A 20,439-nucleotide genomic window follows, 5' to 3' on the forward strand; every position below is an offset into this window, starting at 1 on the left:
CCGTGGCGGGGGGCCCCCACCCCCGCACCCAGACCCCGCCCGCCCCCCCCCCACGTGGCCGCGCCGGGGCGGATCCCGGTCGCGCACACGGGGTGCGACGCGGCGAGCCCCTGCACTCAGCCGTGGCGCACGGGGATGGTCCTGGTGCCCGCCTTCTCCTCCGGCACCGGGACCTCGATGGTCAGGACGCCGTCCTTGTACTCGGCGGTGGCGTCGTCGCCCGTGGCACCGGCCGGCAGCCGCACCGAGCGGGTGAAGGTGCCGTACCGGAACTCCGTGTGGTGCTTGCCCGTCGTCTCGGCTGCGCGCTCCGCCCGCAGGGTCAGCAGACCCTCCGTGACGGTGATCTCGACGTCCTTCGCGGGGTCGATGCCCGGGAGTTCGGCCCGCAGCACGTACGTGCCCTCCTCCAGGTGCTCCTCGATCCGGATGCCGTGCGTCCCCGGAACGGTGTGCGCCGCCGGGAGCCCGCCCTCGACCCAGCCGAACAGGTCGGGCAACGCGGGCCAGCCGGGCAGCCGTTCGATCATGCCGCTCATGTCACCCTCCTCTTCGTTCTCCCGCCCTCAGCGTCCCGCCCCGCGGGTCGTCGGCGCGTGAGCCGCCCGGCCCCGCTCGCGACCCGACCGGACCTTGCCAACCACTCGTCCACCGCCTCCACGCGGGCCCGGCCCGCTCCCCATGGGTTCACTGGGACGAGCGGGCTTTCTGGGGGTCCGCCCCGGCCCCGCCGCCGTCGTCCGTGTCGGGCAGGTCGGGGTCGAGGTCCGGGTGGCGGCGCGGGCCGGTGAGCGCGCAGTCGACGTCCACGACGCCCTCGACGGCCCGGGTGAGGCGGACGGCGACGGGCACCAGCGCGGTGTCCCGGACCCGGCCGGTGATCCGTACGACTCCGTCGCGCACCCGTACCCCGAGCGGCTCCGGTGGGTCGGGGAAGAGCGGGGCGACGATCTCGCGGCGAACCTCCTGGGCGATGTCCGCGTCCTCGCGCAGGAACACCTGGAGCAGGTCGGAGCGGCTGACGATGCCCCGCAGCACTCCCGTGTCATCCACGACCGGCAGCCGTTTGACGCCGTACCGCGCCATGGTGCGGGCGGCCTGGGCGAGCGTGGCGTCGGCGCGGACGGTGAGCGCGGGGGCCGTCATCAGCTCGCCCGCCGTGCGCGCGCCGGCCTTGGCGAGGTCGGCGGCCCGCGTCAGACGGGTGTAGCGGTCGGGGGTGCCGTCGCGGAACTCCTCCTTGGGCAGCAGGTCGGCCGCGGAGACCACGCCGAGCACACGCCGGTCCTCGTCGAGCACGGGCAGGGCGCTGACCTGCCACCGGCGGATCGCCTTGGCGATGTCCTTGAACGGTGCGCCGCCCGACAGGGCGACGACGGTGCGGGTCATCACATCGCTCACGGTGTGCGGGGTGCCGTACATGGTGTCCTCCGGCGGGTCCGGGCGCGGGGCGCCGCTCTGCCTTCAGGCTGGGTCACGAACGCGCGCGGGACATGGGCCGAACGGCACAAGTGCCTGAGCCCTGCGGGCACTTCCGCCGCGTCACGGGCATCCCCCGACGTGACAGCGGACAGGAGCGCTCACTGTACGGACAGTAAGCGACATCGCGGTGTGGCGGCGGGGCGGAGACGGTGTGATGTGCGGATCGTCGCTGGGGTGGAGGTGAGCCGGAGGTGACCGACATCGTCGAGACGGAGCGGGTACCTGCCGCCATGGGCGGACCGGAGATGTGCAGGTGCGCTGCCGCGGTCTGCGAGAGCGGGCCCGGAGGGGCTGAGGAAAGGTTCCGGGGACTGCTGGAGGCGGCACCGGACGCCATGGTCATCGTCGACGACACCGGTGTCATCAAGCTGGTCAACGCCCAGACGGAGGCCCTGTTCGGCTACGGGCGCGAGGAACTGCTCGGACATCCGGTGGAGTTGCTCATGCCGCACCGCTTCCGCGGCCAGCACACCCTGCACCGGGGCGGTTACGCCGCCAACCGCCAGGTGCGGCCCATGGGTGCCGGACTCGATCTGCACGGGCTGCGCAAGGACGGCACCGAGTTCCCGGTGGAGATCAGTCTCAGCCCGCTGGAGACCTCGGACGGACTGCTGGTCTCCGCGGCCGTCCGGGACGTCAGCGACCGCAAGGCCGCCGAGGCCCGCATCAACGAACTCGCCGCGCTGGTCGAGTCCTCGCAGGACGCGATCCTCGCCAAGACGCTCGACGGCTACATCACCTACTGGAACGCGGCCGCGCAGGACCTCTACGGCTATACGGCCGACGAGGCCATCGGCCGACACGTGTCCCTGCTGGCACCGAACGATCTGCAGGACGAGATCGGCGCCCTGCTGGAGCGGTTGCGGGGCGGCGAGAAGGTCGAGCACTTCGAGACACTGCGGGTCACCAATACCGGTGGCCTGCTGGACGTCGACGTCACGCTGTGGCCGACCCGGGACACCGCCGGGACCGTGGTCGGCGCGTGCGCCATCGTGCGGGACATCAGCGACCGCAAGAAGGCGGAGGCCGAACTCACCGCGCTGTACGAGCAGCAGCGGCACATCGCCCTCACCCTGCAGCGCAGCCTGATGGGCACCCCGCCCGCGCTGCCGGGTCTGGCCACGGCGAGCCGCTACCGGCCGGCCACCCAGGGCGCGGGCGTGGGCGGCGACTGGTTCGACCTGATCCCGCTCGGCGCGGACCGGGTCGGAGTGCTGATCGGTGACGTCATGGGCCGTGGCCTGGAGGCCGCCGCCGTCATGGGGCAGCTGCGCTCCGCGGCGCACGCACTCGCCAAGACCGGTATGCAGCCCCGGCAGTTGATGCAGGCCCTGGACATCTGCGTGGCCGACCTCGACGTGCCGGACCAGCTCGTCACCTGCTGCTATCTGGTCATCGCGCCGGACGCCGGGACGGTCACGGTGTGCTCCGCCGGGCATCTGCCGATCCTCGTCGCCGGCGGGGACACGGGCGTGTCCGGCCTGACCTCGCCCGTCAACGCCCCACTGGGCGTGGGCGGCATCCTGTACGAGCAGGCGTGCAGCGAGATCCCGCCGGGCGCGACGCTCGTCCTCTACACCGACGGCCTGATCGAGACGCCGGGCAGCGACATCGAGGAGCGGGTGGGCGAACTCTCCCTGGTCCTCGACGAGTTCTTCGTCGGCACCCCCTGTCTGGAGGCGGCGGCCGACCATGTGCTGGCGCGGCTGCTGCCCCACGCGGACAGCCACGACGACGACGTCACGCTCCTGCTGGCCCAGTTGCCGGCCGCGCCGCTGGCGGCCATGGGGATCGACCTGGCGGCCGTCCCGTCGTCCGTGCCGGAGGGGCGGGCGTTCCTGCACAAGGCGCTCACGTCGTGGAACTGCGCCCCGAGCGCGGACGACGCCGTCCTGCTGCTGTCGGAGACGCTGACCAACGCCGTGCAGCACGCCGAGGGGCCCGTCGGTCTGCATCTGCACCGCACGGCCACCCATCTCACCGTCGAGGTCAGCGACCGCAGCCCGCACCTCCCCCAGCCCCGACTCGCCGCCGAGGACGAGGAGTCGGGGCGGGGGCTGATCCTGGTGCGGGCCCTGGCGGACACCTGGGGGGTGCGGCCCACCGACGAGGGCAAGACGACGTGGTTCACCCTCCGGTTGTGATCCGCTCGGTCCGCGCGGCTCCCTCGGGCCATACGACCTCGACCGGGACACCGCGGCCACGGGCGTAGGCGACCAGGTGGGCGGTGGCGTCCCTGCCGTCGGAGGGCGAGCCGTCCCATACCGCGAGGACCGTGCTGCTCGCCCGGACGAGGCGCTCGTCGGCGCCGATGCGGGCGTCCCGGTCGGCGGGGTCGAAGGGGGCCAGCCTGACCTCCTCGGCGAGCAGCAGCAGTTCCCGCGCTCCTTCCCGGTCCCGTCCGGGGAGCAGCGCGGGCACGGAGTGCTGGGTCGGAATCAGCACCACGAGCCGCCTGCCGGCCGCGCGCGCCGCCCGCCCGAAGGCCACCGGCAGCCCCGCGCCGGCCCGCACGAAGGCGGCGGCGCCGTCGTCGAGGCGTTCCAGGCGGTCCCGCAGCTCGACCTCCAGGAGTTTCACCGTGGCATCGGTCAGATCACCGTGCCCGACCGCGACGATCATCGGACCTCCTCGGGTGCGCGCCCGCCGACCCGGACGACGTCGGTCCGCCGCCGGTAGACCGGATACGGGCGGGTCGGACAGCCGACCGGCACGCTCCACACGTGCACGAGCCGGGTGAACGGCCAGGCGGCGAAGAGCAGGCACGCGGTGAGGGCGTGGAGCAGGAGCCGGTGCAGTTGACGCCGTGGGTGGAGCGCACCACCTTGTCGTGCGCCCAGCGGTCCCGGCAGAAGCCCTCCCAGGCGGGGTCGCCGGTGCCGAACACGGCCCACCCGTCGGCCGAGACCTCACGGCGCGTCAGCAGACGGCGCGCGGCCGGCGGCCAGCCCTCGATGGCGCGACGCCGTGCGGGGCGCGCGCTCTCGTCGTTCTCCATGGACCCGGACGCTATGCGGGCCACCGGCCGCCCCACCGTGGGCCGAACGGCCCTGAGCGGGTCCCGACCGGCCGTGGTTCGGGGTCCTTCGGCCCACGCCGTCCCCGCGGGGTGATCCAGAACTCTGACAGCAGTCACCCGCCCGCAGAAGAGACCGTGCCATGCTCCAGCCGCCGAGGAACCCGCGACCGGAACCGACACCAGCGGTGTCGTCCCGCGCCTGGCTGATGCCGGCCCTCGCCACCGTCGGATTGCCGTCAATGGGGGCGCTGACCGACCGGTTCGGTGGCCGGGTGATGTTCCCGCTGCTTCCCGCCCGAGCGGCGGGGCCTCGCCATCGGTCTGTTCGGCATGGGCATGGGCGGTACGGTGATCAGCGGGCTCAGCACCGTCAGGCTGGTCGAGGCGCAGGGCGTCCGGACCCCGTTCCTGATCACCGCCGCGGCCCTGGTCACCTACGCGGTCGTGGTCACGCTGGTCCCGCGCGACGCCCCGGGCCGTACGGTGCCCACGGAGCCTCTGCGCACCCGGCTGGCCGCCAGGCTGCGGCTCGGGATCATCTGGCAGGTCGGCGCTGTACGCGGTGGCCTTCGGCGGGTACGTCGCCTTCTCCGTGTACCTGCCCACGTACCTCAGGAACGGCTACGGCCTCTCCCGGACCGACGCGGCGAACCACATGGCCGGCTTCGTACTGCTCGCGGTGGCGATGCGGCCGATCGGCGGCTGGCTCTCGGACCGGTTCGGCCCGCTGCCGGTGCTGGCGGGCTCACCGGCGCTGGTCGTCTCCGGGGCCCTGGTGCAGTCGTGTCCAGCCGCAGCTGGGCCCCGCCCGCCGCGTTGCGCTGCACCCGCCGGCCCATTTCGGCCGCGTCGGTGGCCCGCCTCCCGGCACCGGTGCGGGCCGGGAAACGGGCCAAAGGTCATACGTCCAACGGACAAGCCGCGTATATGTGTCGTACGGCGTCCGGCCGGACATCAGCCGGCGAACTCGCCGGAACCCGTCTACGGCAGTCGGGCGATGACGTACTCGGTGAGGTCGATCAGCCGGTTGGTGTAGCCCCATTCGTTGTCGTACCAGCCGAAGACCTTGACGAGTTCGCCGTGGGCCTGGGTCAGCGGGGCGTCCAGGACGCAGGAGGCGGGGTCGCCGACGATGTCGCGGGAGACGATGGGGGCGTCGGAGACCCGCAGGACGCCCTTCAGGGGCCCGTCGGCGGCCTCACGGTAGGCGGCGTTGACGTCGTCTGCGCTCACCGCCCGCTCCAGGACGATGCTGAGGTCGGTGAGGGAGCCGTCCTCGACGGGCACCCGGACGGCGATGCCGTCCAGCGTCCCGGCGAGTTCGGGCAGGACCAGGCCGACGGCGCGGGCCGCACCGGTGCTGGTGGGGATGATGTTGACGGCGGCGGTGCGTCCGCGGCGCAGGTCCTTGTGCGGGCCGTCGAGGACGACCTGGTCGTTGGTGTACCCGTGGATGGTCGTCATCAGGCCCTTGACGACACCGAAGTGCTCGTCGAGCACCTTGACCATGGGGGCCACGCAGTTGGTGGTGCAGGAGGCGTTGGAGATCACGTGGTGGTTGTCGGGGTCGTAGGTCCCCTCGTTGACGCCCATCACGAAGGTGGCGTCGACGTCCTTGCCCGGTACGGACAGCAGCACCTTGCGCGCGCCCGCCTCCAGGTGCGCCCCGGCCGCCGCCCGGGTCCGGAAGCGACCGGTCGACTCGATGACGACATCCACGCCCAGGTCGCCCCAGGCCAGCGAAGCCGGGTCGCGTTCGGCTGTGACGGCGATCCGGTGCCCGTCGACCGTGACGGAGGTGTCGTCGTGCTCGACGGTGCGGCCGATCCGGCCGTACGTGGAGTCGTAGGCGAGCAGGTGGGCCAGCGTGGCGGGCGAGGTGATGTCGTTGACCGCGACGACCTCGATCCGGGTGCCGTTGCCGGCCTGGGCGCGGTCCAGCACACAGCGCAGGTAGTTGCGGCCGATACGGCCGAAGCCGTTGATGCCCACGCGCACGTTCATGTCCGTCCTCCCCTTCGGTGCCCGGTGGGACCCGGGCTGCACTGTCAGCCTCCGCGAGAGGGGCCGGCGGCGGCATGGGCCGTACGGGGGCGATCGGGGGCCGTTCGGACCTGATGCCGGACGTCAGCCGCCCTGCCGCCCCAGCCGGTCCTGGGCCTGGGTGGCGATCACGGCGGCCTGGATGCGGCGCTCCACGCCCAGCTTGGCGAGCAGGCGGGAGATGTGGTTCTTGACGGTCTTCTCCGCGAGGAAGAGGCGCTGGCCGATCTGCCGGTTGGTCAGGCCCTCGCCGATCAGGGCGAGGATCTCCCGCTCCCGGTCGGTCAGGCCGGGAAGGGCGTCGGGTTCCTCCTCCCGTTGCTGGTCGTGACGGAGCCGGGCCATCAGCCGTGTGGTGGCGCTCGGATCGAGCAGGGACTGCCCGGACGCCACGGTGCGTACGGCCGACACCAGGTCGGAACCCTGTATCTGCTTCAGCACATACCCGGAGGCGCCCGCCATGATCGAGTCCAGGAGGGCCTCCTCGTCGTCGAACGAGGTCAGCATCAGACAGCTCAACTCGGGCATGCTGGAGCGCAGTTCGCGGCAGACGGTGACACCGTCCCCGTCCGGGAGACGGACGTCCAGGACGGCCACCTGCGGACGCAGCGCGGGAACGCGCACCAGTGCCTGCTGCACGGTGCCCGCCTCGCCGACCACGGTGATGTCCGGTTCGTCGTCGAGCAGGTCGTGCACGCCACGCCGTACGACCTCGTGGTCGTCCAGCAGGAAGACGCGGATCGGGTCGTCGGGGCCGGGCCGCCGGCTGTCCGCCATCTGATGCTCCTCGCGCTGTGTGCCGTGGCTCCGCGCCCGGGTGCGCGAAACCGGTTCCCGGGACGAGATCCTTCTCCCCCGGGGGCCGGTGGGCCAGGGCCGGTCGGCCCTGATTTGCGCGCCGGCCTCGCCGCGTCGGGACCCACGGCCCTCTTCGTGGGCCGGGCGGCCCCTGGGGCCCGGGGAGCACCGAGGGAAGCCTGGTACTGCCCACAGACGATCAGAGGAGTGGAGCGGATGACTCCCAGGGACACCGACGCCGAAGCCCCCACCACCCCCGCCGTGCGGACAAGAGCCGAGGGCGGCGACGTCGACGAGCAGGCACTCGCGTACATCCGGTCCAAGGTGGACGCGGCTCTCGACCGGCCGGGCCTGCCGCCCGTCACCGGCGAGGTACGGGTCGCCAGGGCCGGGGCGAACCATGTCGAGGAGCCCTGGTCGGCGGGGGCCGAGATCCGTGTGGGCGGCGAACTGCTCGTCGTCCACGCCCGTGAGGCGAGCGCCCACGAACTCGGCGACCGGCTGCAGGACCGGCTGCGCGCCCACCTGGAGCGGCTCTCCGACCGTCGGGAGACCTCCCGGAGGACCGCGGCCCCACCGCCCTGGCGGGGCGGCCCGTCCCCTCAGCGACAGCACTAGCGCCGGCGCGGTGGGCGGGGTGTCCCGCCCACCGGCGCGTGGGAGGAAGAAAGAAGACGCCGTGGAACAGCACATCATCGGCGAGGTGATGACCAGCGAGGTCGTCCTCGCCCACCGCGCGACACCCCACCAGGAGCTGGTCGGGCTACTGGACCGGCACCGCATCAGCGGAGTGCCGGTCGTCGACCACGACGACAAGGTCCTCGGGGTCGTCTCCGGGACCGATCTGGCACGGGCCGGTGCGGGCACGCTCACCGCGGGAGAGCTGATGTCCACTCCCGCGATCACCGTGCACCCGGAACAGTCCGTCTCCGGTGCCGCGCGCGTGATGGAGCGGCACGGTATCGAACGGCTGCCCGTGGTCGACGAGGAGGACCGGCTGATCGGCATCGCCACCCGCCGCGACCTGCTGCGGGTCTTCGCGCGCACCGACGGGACGATACGGCGCGAGGTGATCGACAAGGTCATGCTCGCGGCTCTGGGCCTGCCGCCCGAGGCGGTCGACGTCTCCGTCCGGGACGGCATGGTCACGCTGACCGGGCGGATGGCGCTCAGCAGCGACATCGGCCCGGCCGTGCGGTCGGCATGGCAGGTCGAAGGGGTGGTGGGGGTCGTCAACGGCCTCACGTATCGGGTCGACGACGCGGGGAACACGGAACCCGGGTGAAGGGCCCTCCGGTGCAGGCGAAGGGGCCGAGCGGCCCTAGCGGGCCCCGCTCCGCCCCTATTGCAATGGTCTGACCGGAAACAGCGGCGCACCGCACCCCTGACAGCACCGCGCCGCGAAGAGAACCGCACCATGTCTCGAGAACCCACGGAAGCCGCCCATGACCCTGGACCAAGCGGAGCCGGTCCCCACAGGTCCCCGCGAGAGCATCGCGCTCGACACCGCGGAGGCCCTGCGGCTGCTGGGCAGTGTCTCCTTCGGCCGGATCGTCTTCACCCGGCACGCGCTGCCGACGGTCCGGCCCGTCAACCATGTCCTCGACGGCGGGGACATCGTCATCCGCACCCACGAGGGCGCCGCCCTCACCTCCCGCACCGGGCAGGCCGACGGGCAGGGTGTCGTCGTCGCCTACGAGGTGGACGCCATCGATCCCGACACGCACCTGGGCTGGAGCGTGGTGGTGACCGGATACGCCCACCTGGTGACCGACCCCGGCCAACGCGCCCGCTACCAGGAGCTGTTGCGCCCCTGGGTGGGCCGTGCGATGGACTACACGGTCCGGATCCGCCCCGACCTCGTCACCGGTATCCGCCTGGCTCCCGCCGACGCCTGAGTCCGACGGGCGCCGGTCATGACTCCGTGGGCACCAGCACCACGGGGCAGTGGGAGTGATGCAGCAGGGTGTGCGCGACCGAGCCCAGATGCGGGGTGAACCGGCCGGTGCGGCGATGCGCGCCGATCACCACGACGGACGCCCGCTCCGAGGCCTCCAGCAGGGCGTGGGCAGGGCCGGTGCGCACGGAGCGGGCGTCGACGCCCACCCGAGGGTGCTGGGCCCGAAGGCGTGCGAGAGCGAAGCGCGCCACCGCCTCCTCCGACCGTTCGTAACGCGCCAGGCTCTGCTGACCGGGGCTCGTCGCGGGGACCGGCGAGGGCGGTTCGGGGGTGATGTGCCGGTGGTCCCAGGAGTGCACGACACGCAGCCACACGCGCCGCCGCTCGGCCTCCTCGAAGGCGTAGACGGCGGCGTCCGCGTCCGCGTCGCCCTGCAGTCCCAGGAGGACGTCGCGCCCCGCGTCGAGGGCGGCCTCCCAGGGGTGGTCGCCGCGGACCACCATCAGCGGACCGCGGACGTGCGCGGCCAGCCGCAGACTCACCGAGCCGAACAGGGTGCCGCCGATCCCGCCGAAGCCGCGCGTACCGACGACGGTGAGGGCGGCGCCGTCGCTCTCCTCGGTCAACGCCCGTACGGCGCCGCCCTGGACGGCCCGGGCGGCCACTCGCAGACCGGGGCGCCGGGCATGGACGCGAGCGACGGCGGACGCCAGGATCGGCCCCGCCTCGTCGCTGTCGGGCACCGCGTAGACGAGGCGCAGTTCGGCCTCGCGCCGGGCGGCCTCGTCGGCGGCCCGGTCCAGGGCGCGTATCGCGTGCAGTGAGCCGTCGACACCGACGACCACGTAGGGGAGTTTCATGTCCCGGTTCCCTTCTGTGCCGTGCTCCCTCTGCGGCTTCGGACACGATGCTCGTCCCGCGCGGGCGGCGGGGGCAGGGGCCGCGAGAACCCGGCCGAGCGCCGTACGGCCCCTGCCACCGGGACCCTGGGCCCGTCCCCGGTCGCCGCGGAGGTCAGGGCCGCTGGGCCTGAAGGGACTCAGAGCCAACTGAGAGACTCCTGTGAAAAAGTGCGTCGCGGGTCCCCCGTGCCGACCGGGGACCCGGTCCACGCGCATACGGCGCAACCACCCTTGGAGAAGGCGCTCATGAGTCTGACCGTTGTCAACGGGCTACCCGCACACGTCCTGTTCGTGCACTTCGTCATCGTCCTCGTGCCTCTGAGCGCCCTGGCACTCGTGGTGTGCGCGGTCTGGCCCGGCGGTGCCCGCCGGATCGGCCTGCTGCTGCCCGTGCTCGCGTTCGTGACGCTGGGGAGCGTGCCGCTCGCGACGCACGCGGGAGAGTGGCTGGAGCAGCGTGTCGGCAGCGGCTCACTCGTGCGCAGGCACGCCGAGCTCGGTGACAGCATGCTGCCGTGGGCTCTCGGCCTCTTCGTCGTCTCGGCCGTCGTCTGGTGGACGGCGCGCCGCTCGGCTCCCGCAGCGGACGGCACGTCGGCTGCCTCGTGGACGCCTTCGACAGTGGTGCGCGGCATAGTCGTGGTCGTTTCCCTCGCTGTCGCGGTCGGCGCCGTGGTGGACGTCTACCGGATCGGCGACTCGGGCGCGAAGGCGGCCTGGCAGGGCAGCTACTCCAAGACGGCCACGCCGTAGGGCGGCCGACGCGTTTCCCCGGCCGGCCCCGTGCGAGGGCACCGAGAAGGGCCCGAACCCCGCGCGTTAGCCCGCCGGGGCACAGGGCACTCGGAGCCCGTGGCGGATCCGGACCGGGACCCGCCGCTTCCTGGCTGGAGGTGAAGGGCATGGGGCACGGCGGGAACGTGATCGAGGAACTGATGACCGACCACCGTGAGGTGGAGGAGTTGTTCGGCCGGATCGAGTCGCTGCCGATCGGGGACAAGGACCGCAAGGTCCACGCCGACCAGGTCACGATGGAGCTGGTCCGGCATTCGGTCGCCGAGGAGGCGTATCTCTATCCTGCGGTGCGGGAACACGTCGCCGGCGGGGACGGCATCGCGGACAAGGAGATCGAGGACCACTCCACGGCCGAGCAGATCATGAAGGAGCTGGAGAGCTGTGAGGCGGACCACCGCGAGTTCGACCGGCTCATCGGCAGGCTGATGACCGAGGTCCGCGCGCACATCGCCGACGAGGAGGAGAACCTCTTCCCGAAACTGCGTGCCGCGTGTCCGCCGGAGGCGCTGGACAAGCTGGGCGACAAGGTCCGCCAGGCCAAGAAGATGGCGCCGACCCGGCCCCACCCCTCCGCACCGGACACCCCTCCGGCGAACAAGCTGCTGGCGCCGGGCGCGGGTCTGGTCGACCGTCTGCGCGACGCCCTCAGCGGCCGCGGCAAGCACGACTGACCAGCGGCCCGGCAGCTCGGCTCACAGGAACCGGTCGAGGGCCTCGGTCAGCTCCGCCGGCCTCTCCACCGGGAGTTCATGGCCGGCGTCGATGACGCGGACCACGGCGTTCGGATACGCCTTCGCCTTGCGCAGCATCTGCTTCACCGGCAGCTGGACGTCGTGGTAACCGTGGACGATCAGGGTGGGTGCCTCGATCTCGCCGACGCGGTCCAGGACGTCGAAGGCCCGCATCGCGCCGTAGTCGGTCATGACCACGTCCTTCGGTGTGGCGGCCGAGGCCCTGATGTACTCGCGGATCTCCTCGCGCGGGTGGCCCGGCGCGAAGGCCCGCTGGATGTTGGCGGCGACGAAGAGTCTGAAGGGCACGAGGGTGGAGGCCGCCATCAGCAGGCCCCGGCCGCGGCTGTAGGTCATCCGGCTGATGGAGCCGACCAGGACCAGGCGTTCGACGAGGTCGGGCCGGGCGAGCGCGACGATCTGCGCGATCATGCCGCCCATGGAGTGGCCGACGAGGACGCAGCGGTCGATCTTCAGGTGGTCGAGGAGGGCGAGGACGTCCTGGGCGAGGTCGTCGACGGCCCGTACGCCGGCTCCGGTGCTGTCGCCGTGGCCGCGCAGGTCCAGTCGTATCACCCGGCGCTTCGGCGAGAAGTGCGCGAACTGGTGGTCCCAGCGGTGGCGGTCGGCCGTCCACCCGTGGACGAAAACCAGGGGCACGCCCTCACCGTCGCGGGGGCCTTCGTCGTCGTACGTCAACACCGCGCCCACGACGTCGAGTTGCGCCATGTCTGCCTCCTGGATCCGGTCCGTTACCGACCAGTAGGCTAGTCGGCCCCGGGGCCGCCGTCACCGTGGAGCGCACGACAGGAGCGCACGACAGGGCCCGGACACCGTGGGCGGCACGGTGTCCGGGCCGTGGGCGTGAGCGGTGGTCAGCTCCCGTCGAGGCGGGCGCGCAGAAGTCCCTTGCCCAGTTCGGCGCCCTTGCGGCTATCGGCCTGGGCCTTGCGGAACAGGTCGGCGACCTCGGTGTCCTTCTCGCGCTCGGCGTCCTGGATGTAGCTCTCCAGACGCAGGGCGTTGTTCAGGCATGCCTCGACGTACCAGATCAGGTTGTAGTCCTTGTCCGGCGTCCCGGTCACGCCGCCGGTCTCCGTGCTGCTCGTCATGGTGTGCGGCCCTCCTCCAGCGGTTGTCCTTCCGGAGAGGTCCGGGTACCCGTCCCACGCTGCGCAATCAGCCCACGTCCCAGAGGAACCGGTGGGTGTGGATGCCGAAGTACGGGAACGACCGGATCTCCCGCACGCCTTCGACGGGCCGTACGACGTCGTTGACGAAGTCCAGGAGTTCACGCGGGCCGGAGGCGACCACCTCGGCGAACAGGTCGAAGCCGCCGGAGGTCAGCACGGAGTAGACGACCTCGTCGCGCCGGGCGAGTTCGTCGGCGACCGCGCGGGGGTCGCCGTCCACGGTGATGCCGAGCAGCGCCATGGACTGGCCGCCCATGGCCATCGGGTCGGTGACCCCGACGACCTGGACGGTCCTGGAGTCCAGCAGCCGCTGGAGGCGCTGGCGTGCCGCCGACGCGGACAGACCGACCTTGGGGCCGAGGTCGGCGTAGGCGATACGGCCGTCGATCTGCAGTTCGCGCAGGATGGCCCGGTCGATCTCGTCCACGGTGCTGGTTCTCCTCTGTCGGTCGGTGGTCTCGGGCCGGTCGGCGGCGCTGCTCAGCCGATCAGTTCCGTCAGGGCGGCGGCGAAGACGTCGGTGTGGGTGTCGACGTCCCGCTCGGTGGTGTCGGGACACATGAGGGCCATGTTGTGGAACGGGGTCAGCAGGATGCCCCGGTTGGCCAGGTAGAGGTGGAGGAAGTCCTCCAGGTCGGTGTCGGCGGCCGCGGCGGACTCGGTGCCGGTGCGGGGGGCCGGGGAGGCGAAGCGGTACTCGGTGCGGGCGCCGAGGCGGCTGACCGACCAGGGCAGGGCGTGCGCGTCGATGCCCGCGCGGACGCCTGCCTCGAAGCGTTCGGACAGCTTGGCCATATGGGCGAACGCGTCGTCGGTCAGGACGAGTTCGAGGGTGGCGCGCATGGCGGCGACGGAAAGGGCGTTGCCGGCCAGGGTGCCGCCGACGCCGCCCATGTCGACCAGGTCGAGGTCGGTGCGGTCGAGGAGGCGGTCGGCGAGTTCGGCGGAAAGGCCGTAGGCGCCGGCCGGGACGCCGCCGCCGATCGCCTTGCCGATGGTGAGCACGTCGGGGTCGAGGTCCCAGGCCGCGGTGCAGCCGCCGGGGCCGGCGGAGAAGGTGTGGGTCTCGTCGTTGATGAGCAGGGTGCCGTGCCGGCGGGTCAGTTCGCGGACGCCTTCGAGGTAGCCGGGTTCGGGCAGCACGATGCCGATGTTGGTGAGCGCGGGTTCCATGAGGACGGCGGCGACGTCGCCATGGGCGAGTTCGCGCTCCAGCTGCTCCAGGTCGTTGAACTCGGCGACCCGGCTGGTGAGGGTGACGTCGCAGGGCGCGCCGACGTTGCCGGGGCGGGCCTCTCCCCCGCCGTCGGGGCCGACGACGATGAGGGACTCGTCGACGCTGCCGTGGTAGCTGTAGCTGTTGAAGAGGATCTTGGGGCGGCCGGTGACGGCACGGGCCAGGCGGATCGCCCAGCGGTTGGCGTCGGTCGCGGTCAGCGAGAAGCTCCAGCGGGCCAGGCCGAAGCGGCGGGTGAGTTCCGCGCCGACCCACTCGGCGTCCTCCGTGGGCAGCATCGCGGTGGCCCCGCCCAGCTCGGCGAAGCGGCGCTGCACCGCCTCGGCGACGGGCGCCGGCGAGTGGCCGGTCATGGCACCCGTGTCACCGAGGCAGAAGTCGACGTACTCATGGCCGTCGATGTCCGTGATGCGGGCGCCGCGGGCGGTCGCGAGGTAGCGGGGGAACGGCCCCGCGGTCTTGTTCATCCACGTCATCGGCACCCGCCCGAAGAGGTGGTCGGCGCGTGCGTACGCGTCCCGGGAGCGCGGACAGCGGCTTACCGCCTCCGCACTCTCGCGGGCCAGCAGGTCCTGCAGACGGGAGCGGTCCATGGGTCACCTCGGCACACGGGTCGGACGAAGGAATGAAGTGACTGTACGACGGAAACGGCCGTCTATTCAACTCTTTGGAGCGGATTCACGCGCACCAACGATTGATTAACGCGTCACCGCGCTCGATTCACGCGTCCATGCGATGTCGACCGAGTTGCTCGCCCGCCCCGGACAGCACCGCGGGGCGCGACCAGTCCCCCGTGCCGGTCGCGCCCCGCGGCTGTCGAACTTACGTGACCTGCGGTTGTGTTGGGTATCGCGTCGGTGCCCACTACGGCGGCCCCGGGACTCACCCGTGCACAGGTGAGTCCGTTTGGCCCCGGTTCGACCGGTCGAGGCCGGGCTCGCCGAGATCACCGAGGGCCAGGTGGGCGAGGACGACCTCGTAGAGGTCGCTGCCGGCGGCGAGGAGCTGGCGTTCCAGCACGGGTTCCGCGCTGCGGACATGGTCCCGGACGGTCTGCGCGTGCACGCCGAGGGTCTGGGCGGCGCGTTCCGCGTTGCCGCCGGCGGCGATCCAGGTGCGCAGGGTACGGCGCAGGTCGCGGGCGTCGGTGTCCAGGCGGTCGAGCAGCTCGCGGGCCCAGGTGCGCAGGGCGTCACCTGCCAGCAGGTCGTCCAGGCCGGCCGGGACGGGGTCGGGGGCGTCGTCGGCCAGCCCGATCTGGGTGTTGAGTGCCAGGTGGACGACGGCGCGGGCGGTGAGGTCGGAGAAGTCCGCCCCGAGCAGGCTCTCCACGCGTTCCATTCGGGCGCGGACGGTGTTGCGGCTGACCCCGAGGACCTTGGCGGCGTTGACGGCGGTGAACTCCAGGCCGAGCCGGGAGGTGGCGAGGAGTTCGGCGCGGGTGTGGTGCGGCAGGGTGTCGAGCGGGTGCAGCAACCGGTCGGTCCAGCCGCGCAGGGCGGCCGGGTCCATCAGGCGTTCGGGGTGGGTGCGTTCGGCGTAGACGGCCTGCTTGTCGGGGCGGAAGCGGGCCACCGCGAGGGCGCTGACGGCCTGTCCGTACGCGGTGGCGGTGCGGGCGAGGCTGTGCGGGGCGCTGCCGCCGAGGAGGGTGCCGGGCCGCCGGCCGATCAGCGAGCGCAGCTCCTCGGCGGCCGCGTCGCGCGGAGTGACCACGATGACGTGCGCGTCCACGGCGGGGCAACGTACGACCAGGGCCCGCTCCCGCGTCACGTCGAGGCACTCCTCGGCGATGCGGTCGCGGTCCCGTACGCCCCCTTCCAGGACGTAGACGCAGGCGGTGTCGGTGTCGAGCAGACCGGGCCACAGGCCCGCGGCCACCCTGCGGGCGGCGACGGTGTCCTCCACCATCAGCAGTTGCAGGATGGCCAGGCGCAGGTCGGAGGTGGCGCGTCGGAGCCGGCGGGCGGACTCGGTCGACTCACGTGCCCTGAGCAGGAGTTCGACGACCTGGGCGGTGTGGGTGACGATGTCGGAGCTCCGCCGGTCGAAGGGGGTGTCGCGAGCCACGGCCAGCACGGCGACCGCACCCCGTCCCGGCTGCTCCACGCCGACCAGGCGCAGATGGCGGCCGGTGTCGTCCCATGCGGCGGAGGCGATCCGGCCGGTGGCGAGGTCGGCGACGAGGGCGCCGTCGAGCGGGAGCCAGGTGCCGGCCAGCAGGGAGCCGGTCTCGTCCTGGAGGCAGGCGCTCCCGTGCACGACGTCCGCGAGCCAGCCGACGACCCGGCGGACATCTCCCCCGGCGGGCCGCAGTTGCCCGAGCAGATCCTGCGCCCACGTCGGGTCGTCGGCGCCCGTCACCCGCGCGGGACGCGCCCCGTCCGTTCGGTCAGGCATCTCGTCCTTCTCCTCCCGCATCGCATCGGCCTCGGACTGAACCGCGGTTCAGGCGCCGTGGTCCGCGAAGGCGCCGTCGTCGGCGAAGGCCAGCGCGGCGAAGCGTTCGCCGATCAGGCGGTGGGTCGCGGCATCGGGGTGGAGGTCGTCGGGAAGCGGCAGTTCGGCGCTGTCGGCCTCGCCGTAGAGGGCGCGGCCGTCGAGGTGGTGCAGGTTCGGGTCGTCGGTGGAGCGCTGCTTCACGATCCGGGCCAACTGCTCGCGTACGACGTTCAGGGTCAGCTTTCCGGTCGCGACGTCCGCCGGATCGCCCATGGCCGTGAAGCGCAGCCGGCCCTCGTCGATGGCAGCGAGGTCCCAGGCGGTGGGGCCGGGGGTGTCCTCGTGGATGGGGCAGAGGATGGGCGAGACGACCAGCAGGGGTGTGGTCGGGTGACCTTCGCGGACGGTGTCGAGGAAGCCGTGGACGGCGGGACCGAAGGCGCGCAGGCGCATCAGGTCGGTGTTGACCAGGTTGATGCCCAGTTTGACGCTGATCAGGTCGGCGGGGGTGTCGCGCAGGGTGCGGGCGGTGAACGGGTCGAGCAGGGCGCTGCCGCCGAATCCCAGGTTGATCAGTTCGACTCCGGCGAGGGAGGCGGCGTGCGCGGGCCAGGTGTGGGTGGGGCTCGCGGCGTCGGAGCCATGGCTGATCGAACTGCCGTGGTGGAGCCAGACTTTACGGCCGTTCGCCGGCGCGGGCTCGACGGGCGCGTCGGTGCGCAGGGCGACGAGTTCGGTGATCTCGTTGTGCGGGAGCCAGATCTCGATGTCCTTGTCGCGCTCGGGCAGATCGGTGAAGCGGAGGGTGCCGGCTGTGCCGCGGCGGAGTTCGGTGGCGCCGGTCCTCAGGTCGATGGTCGCCGTGTCGCCGCCCTTCACCACGCCCTGGCCGGCCGGGCGGCCGTCGACGAGAAGGTCGTAGAAGCCGTCGGGGCGCAGGGGGGCATCGGCGTAGACGCGCTTGACCGGCACCGTGTCGAGTTCGACGGCGGTGGCGCGGGTGCGGAAGACCAGCCGTACGCCGGAGGGCTGGGCCTCGGCCATGGCCAGCTGTCCGTCGTCGCACTGGGCCCGGGCCCAGGCGGGCAGTCGGTGCGGCATCAGGCCGCGGTCGGTGCGCTCCAGGTCGAGGGCGCCGCGCAGCAGCTCCGCGGTGATCGGCGTGGTGATCCAGTCGTACTCGGTGTCCATGTCCTCTGCCTGTCGGTCAAGGGGTCGGAGTGGCGGGCCAGTTGCGCAGGAGGGCGTCGAGGGCGTCGAGAATCCGGGTCCAGCTCTCGTCGGAGTCGGGGGCGCTGTGGCTGAAGCCGCCGGCCAGCTCCAGGCTCGAGTAACCGTGGAAGACACTGCCCAACAGCCGTACGGCATGGGTCTGGTCCGGCTCGGTGAGGTCGTAGCCGCGCAGGATCGCGCGGGTCATCCGGGCGTGCCGGACTCCCGCGCCGGCGGCGGCCGTCTCGGGGTCGAGCCGCAGCCGGGCCGCGCTCGCACGGCCGGGGTGTTCCCGGCTGTAGTCGCGGTAGGCGTCGGCGAAGGCGACCAGGGCGTCCTTGCCGGCCCGGCCGGCCACGGCGTCGGCGGCCCGGTCGGCGAGTTCCTCCAGGGCGAACAGGGCGATACGGGTCCTGAGGTCCTGGGAGTTCTTCACATGCGAGTACAGGCTGGCGACCTTGACGTCGAAGCGCCTGGCGACCTCCGAGACGGTGACCTGGTCGAAGCCGACCTCGTCGGCCAGCTCCGCACCTGCCCGGACCACCCGCTCCGTGGTCAGCCCTACGCGTACCATGACGACCCTCTCATTTGCCTGAATCGATTATGCGTTTGCCTAAAGCTTTTAGGCATCCTAGCGTGGCCCTATGGAACCCCTGACCGAGCAGCAGATCCGCGCCGCCTTCGTGAACTGCACCAAGGGCGAGGCGAAGCGGCTGCACATCCCGCGCGATCTGGCCGAGCGGCCCTGGGACGACCTGGACTGTCTGGGCTGGCGCGACCCCCAGGCCCCCGCCCGCGCCTACCTCGTCGTCGAGCTGGCGGGCCGGCCCCACGCCGTCCGGCTCCGCACCTCCCCGGCCGGCTCCTGGCAGACCCGCCGCAGCATGTGCTCGATGTGCCTCACCACCCATGGCGATGTGTCCCTCATGGTCGCGCCGCGCGCGGGCAAGGCCGGGCAGCAGGGCAACTCGGTCGGCGCGTACATGTGCGCCGATCTCGCCTGCTCGCTGTACGTGCGGGGCAAGAAGGACCCGGGCGCCGGCGGGCGGCTGCCCGAGACCCTCACCCTGGAGGAGAAGATCCACCGCACCGTGGCGAACCTCGCCGCGTTCGTCGCCAAGGTGACCACGGCATAAGCTCGGCGGATGGCCAAGTACTTCGACGTGCACCCCGACAACCCCCAGCCGCGCACCATCTCGCAGGTCGCGGAGAGCATCCGGTCGAACGCGCTCATCGCGTATCCCACCGACTCCTGCTACGCGCTCGGCTGCCGCCTGGGCAGCCGTGACGGCATCGAGCGGATCAGGACGATCCGTCACCTGGACGACCGGCACCACTTCACCCTCGTGTGCCAGGACTTCGCGCAGCTGGGCCAGTTCGTGCGGGTCGACAAGGACGTGTTCCGCGCGATCAAGGCCTCGACGCCCGGCAGTTACACGTTCATCCTGCCGGCGACCAAGGAGGTGCCGCGGATGCTGCAGCACCCGAAGAAGAAGACGGTCGGCGTGCGCATCCCCGATCACGTCGTCACCCAGGCCCTGCTCGCGGAGCTCGGCGAGCCGCTGCTGTCCAGCACGCTGCTCCTGCCCGACGAGGAGGAGCCGATGACGCAGGGCTGGGAGATCAAGGACCGCCTCGACCATGTCCTGGACGCGGTGGTCGACTCCGGGGAGTGCGGCACCGAGCCGACGACGGTCATCGACTTCTCGGGCGGCGAGGCGGAGATCGTACGGCGGGGGGCCGGGGACACCACGCGGTTCGAATGAGCCGTTCCGGTTGGGCCGGGGGTCGTGTCGGGCCGGTCGATGACGCGTGCAACGATGATCGCACCCGGCCCGTGGGGCCGTGGAGTTCGTCGGCGCCGAGCGCGCAGAGAGGTAGTCCCCCATGGCCTCCGTACAGGGAACAGCCGTCGACATCACCACCGAGGACGGCGTCGCCGACGCCTACCTGGCACATCCGGACGACGGCCTGCCGCATCCCGGTGTCCTGTTCTACCAGGACGCCTTCGGACTCCGTCCGCATCTGAGGTCCATGGCGGACCGGCTGGCCGGCGCCGGCTACACGGTGCTGGTGCCGAACGTCTTCTACCGGCACGGCCGTACACCGGTCTTCGACCTGCCCGAGTTCATCGACCCGTCGGCACGGCCGGAGATCTTCCAGCAGATCGGCCCGGTGATGCAGACGCTCACCCCCGAGCTCGCCATGCGGGACGCGGACGCCTATCTGCGGTGGCTGGCCGACTCCCCGCTCGTCGCGGACGGCCCGGTCGCGCTGACCGGCTACTGCATGGGCGCGCGGCTGGCGCTGTTCACTGCGGGCACCTATCCGGACCGGGTCGCGGTGGCGGCCGGCTTCCACGGCGCGCGGCTGGCGACGGACGCGCCGGACAGTCCGCACCTGGTGGTGGAGAAGGTCACGGCCGAGGTGTACTTCGCTCACGCCGACGAGGACCCGTCGATGCCCCCGGAGCAGCAGCAGCTGCTGGAGGAGACCCTGACGGCGGCGGGCGTACGGCACCGCTGCGAGGTCTACCCGGGCGCGCACCACGGGTTCACCCAGGCGGACACGGCCACCTACCACCAGGAGGGCGACGAGCGGCACTGGGCGGCGCTGCTCGACCTGCTGGAGCGGACCTTCTGACAACAACCGGCTCCAGGCGCCCGTGGGTTGTGTAGACGGAAG

23 protein-coding genes and 2 pseudogenes are annotated in these 20,439 nt (G+C 72.2%); 11 read left to right on the forward strand and 14 right to left on the reverse strand.

Going from position 1 to position 20,439, the window contains the following annotated elements; genetic code table 11:
• Positions 1-116 precede the first annotated feature (116 nt).
• Positions 117-539, reverse strand: a complete 423-nt coding sequence (locus ABZT17_RS41535; RefSeq protein ID WP_356357348.1) for an Hsp20/alpha crystallin family protein — start codon at positions 537-539, stop codon at positions 117-119.
• 148 nt (positions 540-687) lie between these two features.
• Positions 688-1,422, reverse strand: coding sequence for a CBS domain-containing protein (locus ABZT17_RS41540; protein WP_356357350.1), 735 nt, complete (start codon positions 1,420-1,422; stop codon positions 688-690).
• Between the two features lie 305 nt (positions 1,423-1,727).
• Here ABZT17_RS41540 and ABZT17_RS41545 point away from each other — a divergent pair, with 305 nt between their 5' ends.
• Complete coding sequence (locus ABZT17_RS41545; protein ID WP_356357382.1) at positions 1,728-3,626, forward strand: PAS domain S-box protein; 1,899 nt, start codon at positions 1,728-1,730, stop codon at positions 3,624-3,626.
• Here the strand turns inward: ABZT17_RS41545 and ABZT17_RS41550 are convergent.
• Together ABZT17_RS41550 and ABZT17_RS41555 are read right to left on the reverse strand one after the other, a co-directional pair.
• A complete protein-coding gene (locus ABZT17_RS41550; RefSeq protein WP_356357352.1) occupies positions 3,610-4,104 on the reverse strand; it encodes a hypothetical protein in 495 nt (164 codons plus the stop codon). The two genes, ABZT17_RS41545 and ABZT17_RS41550, sit on opposite strands and share 17 nt — an antisense overlap.
• Positions 4,101-4,265: pseudogene (locus tag ABZT17_RS41555) on the reverse strand (respiratory nitrate reductase subunit gamma); the annotation flags it as partial. The gene ABZT17_RS41550 and the pseudogene ABZT17_RS41555, both read right to left, overlap by 4 nt.
• On the opposite strand from ABZT17_RS41555, the gene ABZT17_RS41560 reads away from it, so the two are divergent.
• Together ABZT17_RS41560 and ABZT17_RS41565 are read left to right on the forward strand one after the other, a co-directional pair.
• Positions 4,206-4,595 (forward strand): hypothetical protein, encoded by a 390-nt coding sequence (locus tag ABZT17_RS41560; protein WP_356357383.1) that lies wholly within the window; start codon positions 4,206-4,208, stop codon positions 4,593-4,595. The pseudogene ABZT17_RS41555 and the gene ABZT17_RS41560 overlap by 60 nt on opposite strands.
• Positions 4,596-4,641: 46 nt before the next feature.
• Positions 4,642-5,285, forward strand: a pseudogene (locus tag ABZT17_RS41565) (MFS transporter); the annotation flags it as partial.
• A 197-nt stretch (positions 5,286-5,482) separates the two neighbouring features.
• Here ABZT17_RS41565 and gap read toward each other — a convergent pair.
• Complete coding sequence (gene gap / locus ABZT17_RS41570; RefSeq protein ID WP_356357353.1) at positions 5,483-6,505, reverse strand: type I glyceraldehyde-3-phosphate dehydrogenase; 1,023 nt, start codon at positions 6,503-6,505, stop codon at positions 5,483-5,485.
• 123 nt (positions 6,506-6,628) lie between these two features.
• Positions 6,629-7,321, reverse strand: coding sequence for a response regulator transcription factor (locus tag ABZT17_RS41575; protein WP_356357354.1), 693 nt, complete (start codon positions 7,319-7,321; stop codon positions 6,629-6,631).
• 237 nt (positions 7,322-7,558) lie between these two features.
• Here ABZT17_RS41575 and ABZT17_RS41580 point away from each other — a divergent pair, with 237 nt between their 5' ends.
• From ABZT17_RS41580 to ABZT17_RS41590, 3 genes are all read left to right on the forward strand, one after another.
• Positions 7,559-7,960: a hypothetical protein gene (locus ABZT17_RS41580; protein ID WP_356357356.1), complete on the forward strand. Its 402-nt coding sequence runs from the start codon at positions 7,559-7,561 to the stop codon at positions 7,958-7,960.
• Between the two features lie 61 nt (positions 7,961-8,021).
• Entirely contained in the window at positions 8,022-8,627 is a 606-nt protein-coding gene (locus tag ABZT17_RS41585; RefSeq protein ID WP_356357357.1) for a CBS domain-containing protein, read from the forward strand.
• A 160-nt stretch (positions 8,628-8,787) separates the two neighbouring features.
• The gene (locus ABZT17_RS41590; RefSeq protein WP_356357359.1) at positions 8,788-9,240 is read left to right on the forward strand and encodes a pyridoxamine 5'-phosphate oxidase family protein; all 453 of its coding nucleotides are present in this window, start codon (positions 8,788-8,790) and stop codon (positions 9,238-9,240) included.
• Positions 9,241-9,256: 16 nt separating this feature from the next.
• Here ABZT17_RS41590 and ABZT17_RS41595 read toward each other — a convergent pair whose 3' ends face one another.
• Positions 9,257-10,102, reverse strand: coding sequence for a universal stress protein (locus ABZT17_RS41595; protein WP_356357361.1), 846 nt, complete (start codon positions 10,100-10,102; stop codon positions 9,257-9,259).
• A 288-nt stretch (positions 10,103-10,390) separates the two neighbouring features.
• Here ABZT17_RS41595 and ABZT17_RS41600 point away from each other — a divergent pair, with 288 nt between their 5' ends.
• Complete coding sequence (locus tag ABZT17_RS41600) at positions 10,391-10,897, forward strand: DUF2231 domain-containing protein (RefSeq protein ID WP_356357363.1); 507 nt, start codon at positions 10,391-10,393, stop codon at positions 10,895-10,897.
• Positions 10,898-11,046: 149 nt separating this feature from the next.
• A complete protein-coding gene (locus ABZT17_RS41605) occupies positions 11,047-11,610 on the forward strand; it encodes a hemerythrin domain-containing protein (RefSeq protein WP_356357365.1) in 564 nt (187 codons plus the stop codon).
• Positions 11,611-11,631: 21 nt separating this feature from the next.
• On the opposite strand, the gene ABZT17_RS41610 is transcribed toward ABZT17_RS41605, so the two are convergent.
• The 7 genes from ABZT17_RS41610 to ABZT17_RS41640 form a co-directional block, all read right to left on the reverse strand.
• Positions 11,632-12,399, reverse strand: coding sequence for an alpha/beta fold hydrolase (locus ABZT17_RS41610; protein ID WP_356357366.1), 768 nt, complete (start codon positions 12,397-12,399; stop codon positions 11,632-11,634).
• A 146-nt stretch (positions 12,400-12,545) separates the two neighbouring features.
• Positions 12,546-12,782, reverse strand: coding sequence for a hypothetical protein (locus ABZT17_RS41615; protein ID WP_217236250.1), 237 nt, complete (start codon positions 12,780-12,782; stop codon positions 12,546-12,548).
• A gap of 67 nt (positions 12,783-12,849) precedes the next feature.
• Positions 12,850-13,290: an Lrp/AsnC family transcriptional regulator gene (locus ABZT17_RS41620; protein ID WP_356357368.1), complete on the reverse strand. Its 441-nt coding sequence runs from the start codon at positions 13,288-13,290 to the stop codon at positions 12,850-12,852.
• A gap of 53 nt (positions 13,291-13,343) precedes the next feature.
• Positions 13,344-14,693: a transaminase gene (locus ABZT17_RS41625; RefSeq protein WP_356357369.1), complete on the reverse strand. Its 1,350-nt coding sequence runs from the start codon at positions 14,691-14,693 to the stop codon at positions 13,344-13,346.
• A gap of 289 nt (positions 14,694-14,982) precedes the next feature.
• Complete coding sequence (locus tag ABZT17_RS41630; protein WP_356357371.1) at positions 14,983-16,500, reverse strand: helix-turn-helix domain-containing protein; 1,518 nt, start codon at positions 16,498-16,500, stop codon at positions 14,983-14,985.
• A 48-nt stretch (positions 16,501-16,548) separates the two neighbouring features.
• A complete protein-coding gene (locus tag ABZT17_RS41635) occupies positions 16,549-17,733 on the reverse strand; it encodes a GDSL-type esterase/lipase family protein (protein WP_356357373.1) in 1,185 nt (394 codons plus the stop codon).
• Positions 17,734-17,749: 16 nt separating this feature from the next.
• Positions 17,750-18,328, reverse strand: coding sequence for a WHG domain-containing protein (locus ABZT17_RS41640; RefSeq protein ID WP_356357375.1), 579 nt, complete (start codon positions 18,326-18,328; stop codon positions 17,750-17,752).
• Positions 18,329-18,398: 70 nt separating this feature from the next.
• Between ABZT17_RS41640 and ABZT17_RS41645 the strand changes: the two genes are divergently transcribed.
• The 3 genes from ABZT17_RS41645 (at position 18,399) to ABZT17_RS41655 (ending at position 20,397) form a co-directional block, all read left to right on the forward strand.
• Positions 18,399-18,890 (forward strand): FBP domain-containing protein, encoded by a 492-nt coding sequence (locus ABZT17_RS41645; protein ID WP_356357377.1) that lies wholly within the window; start codon positions 18,399-18,401, stop codon positions 18,888-18,890.
• Between the two features lie 9 nt (positions 18,891-18,899).
• A complete protein-coding gene (locus ABZT17_RS41650) occupies positions 18,900-19,520 on the forward strand; it encodes an L-threonylcarbamoyladenylate synthase (protein ID WP_356357379.1) in 621 nt (206 codons plus the stop codon).
• 121 nt (positions 19,521-19,641) lie between these two features.
• Positions 19,642-20,397: a dienelactone hydrolase family protein gene (locus ABZT17_RS41655; RefSeq protein WP_356357381.1), complete on the forward strand. Its 756-nt coding sequence runs from the start codon at positions 19,642-19,644 to the stop codon at positions 20,395-20,397.
• Positions 20,398-20,439: the final 42 nt, after the last annotated feature.

This window comes from Streptomyces sp. NPDC005648, assembly GCF_040605395.1.
Taxonomy (GTDB): Bacteria; Actinomycetota; Actinomycetes; order Streptomycetales; family Streptomycetaceae; genus Streptomyces.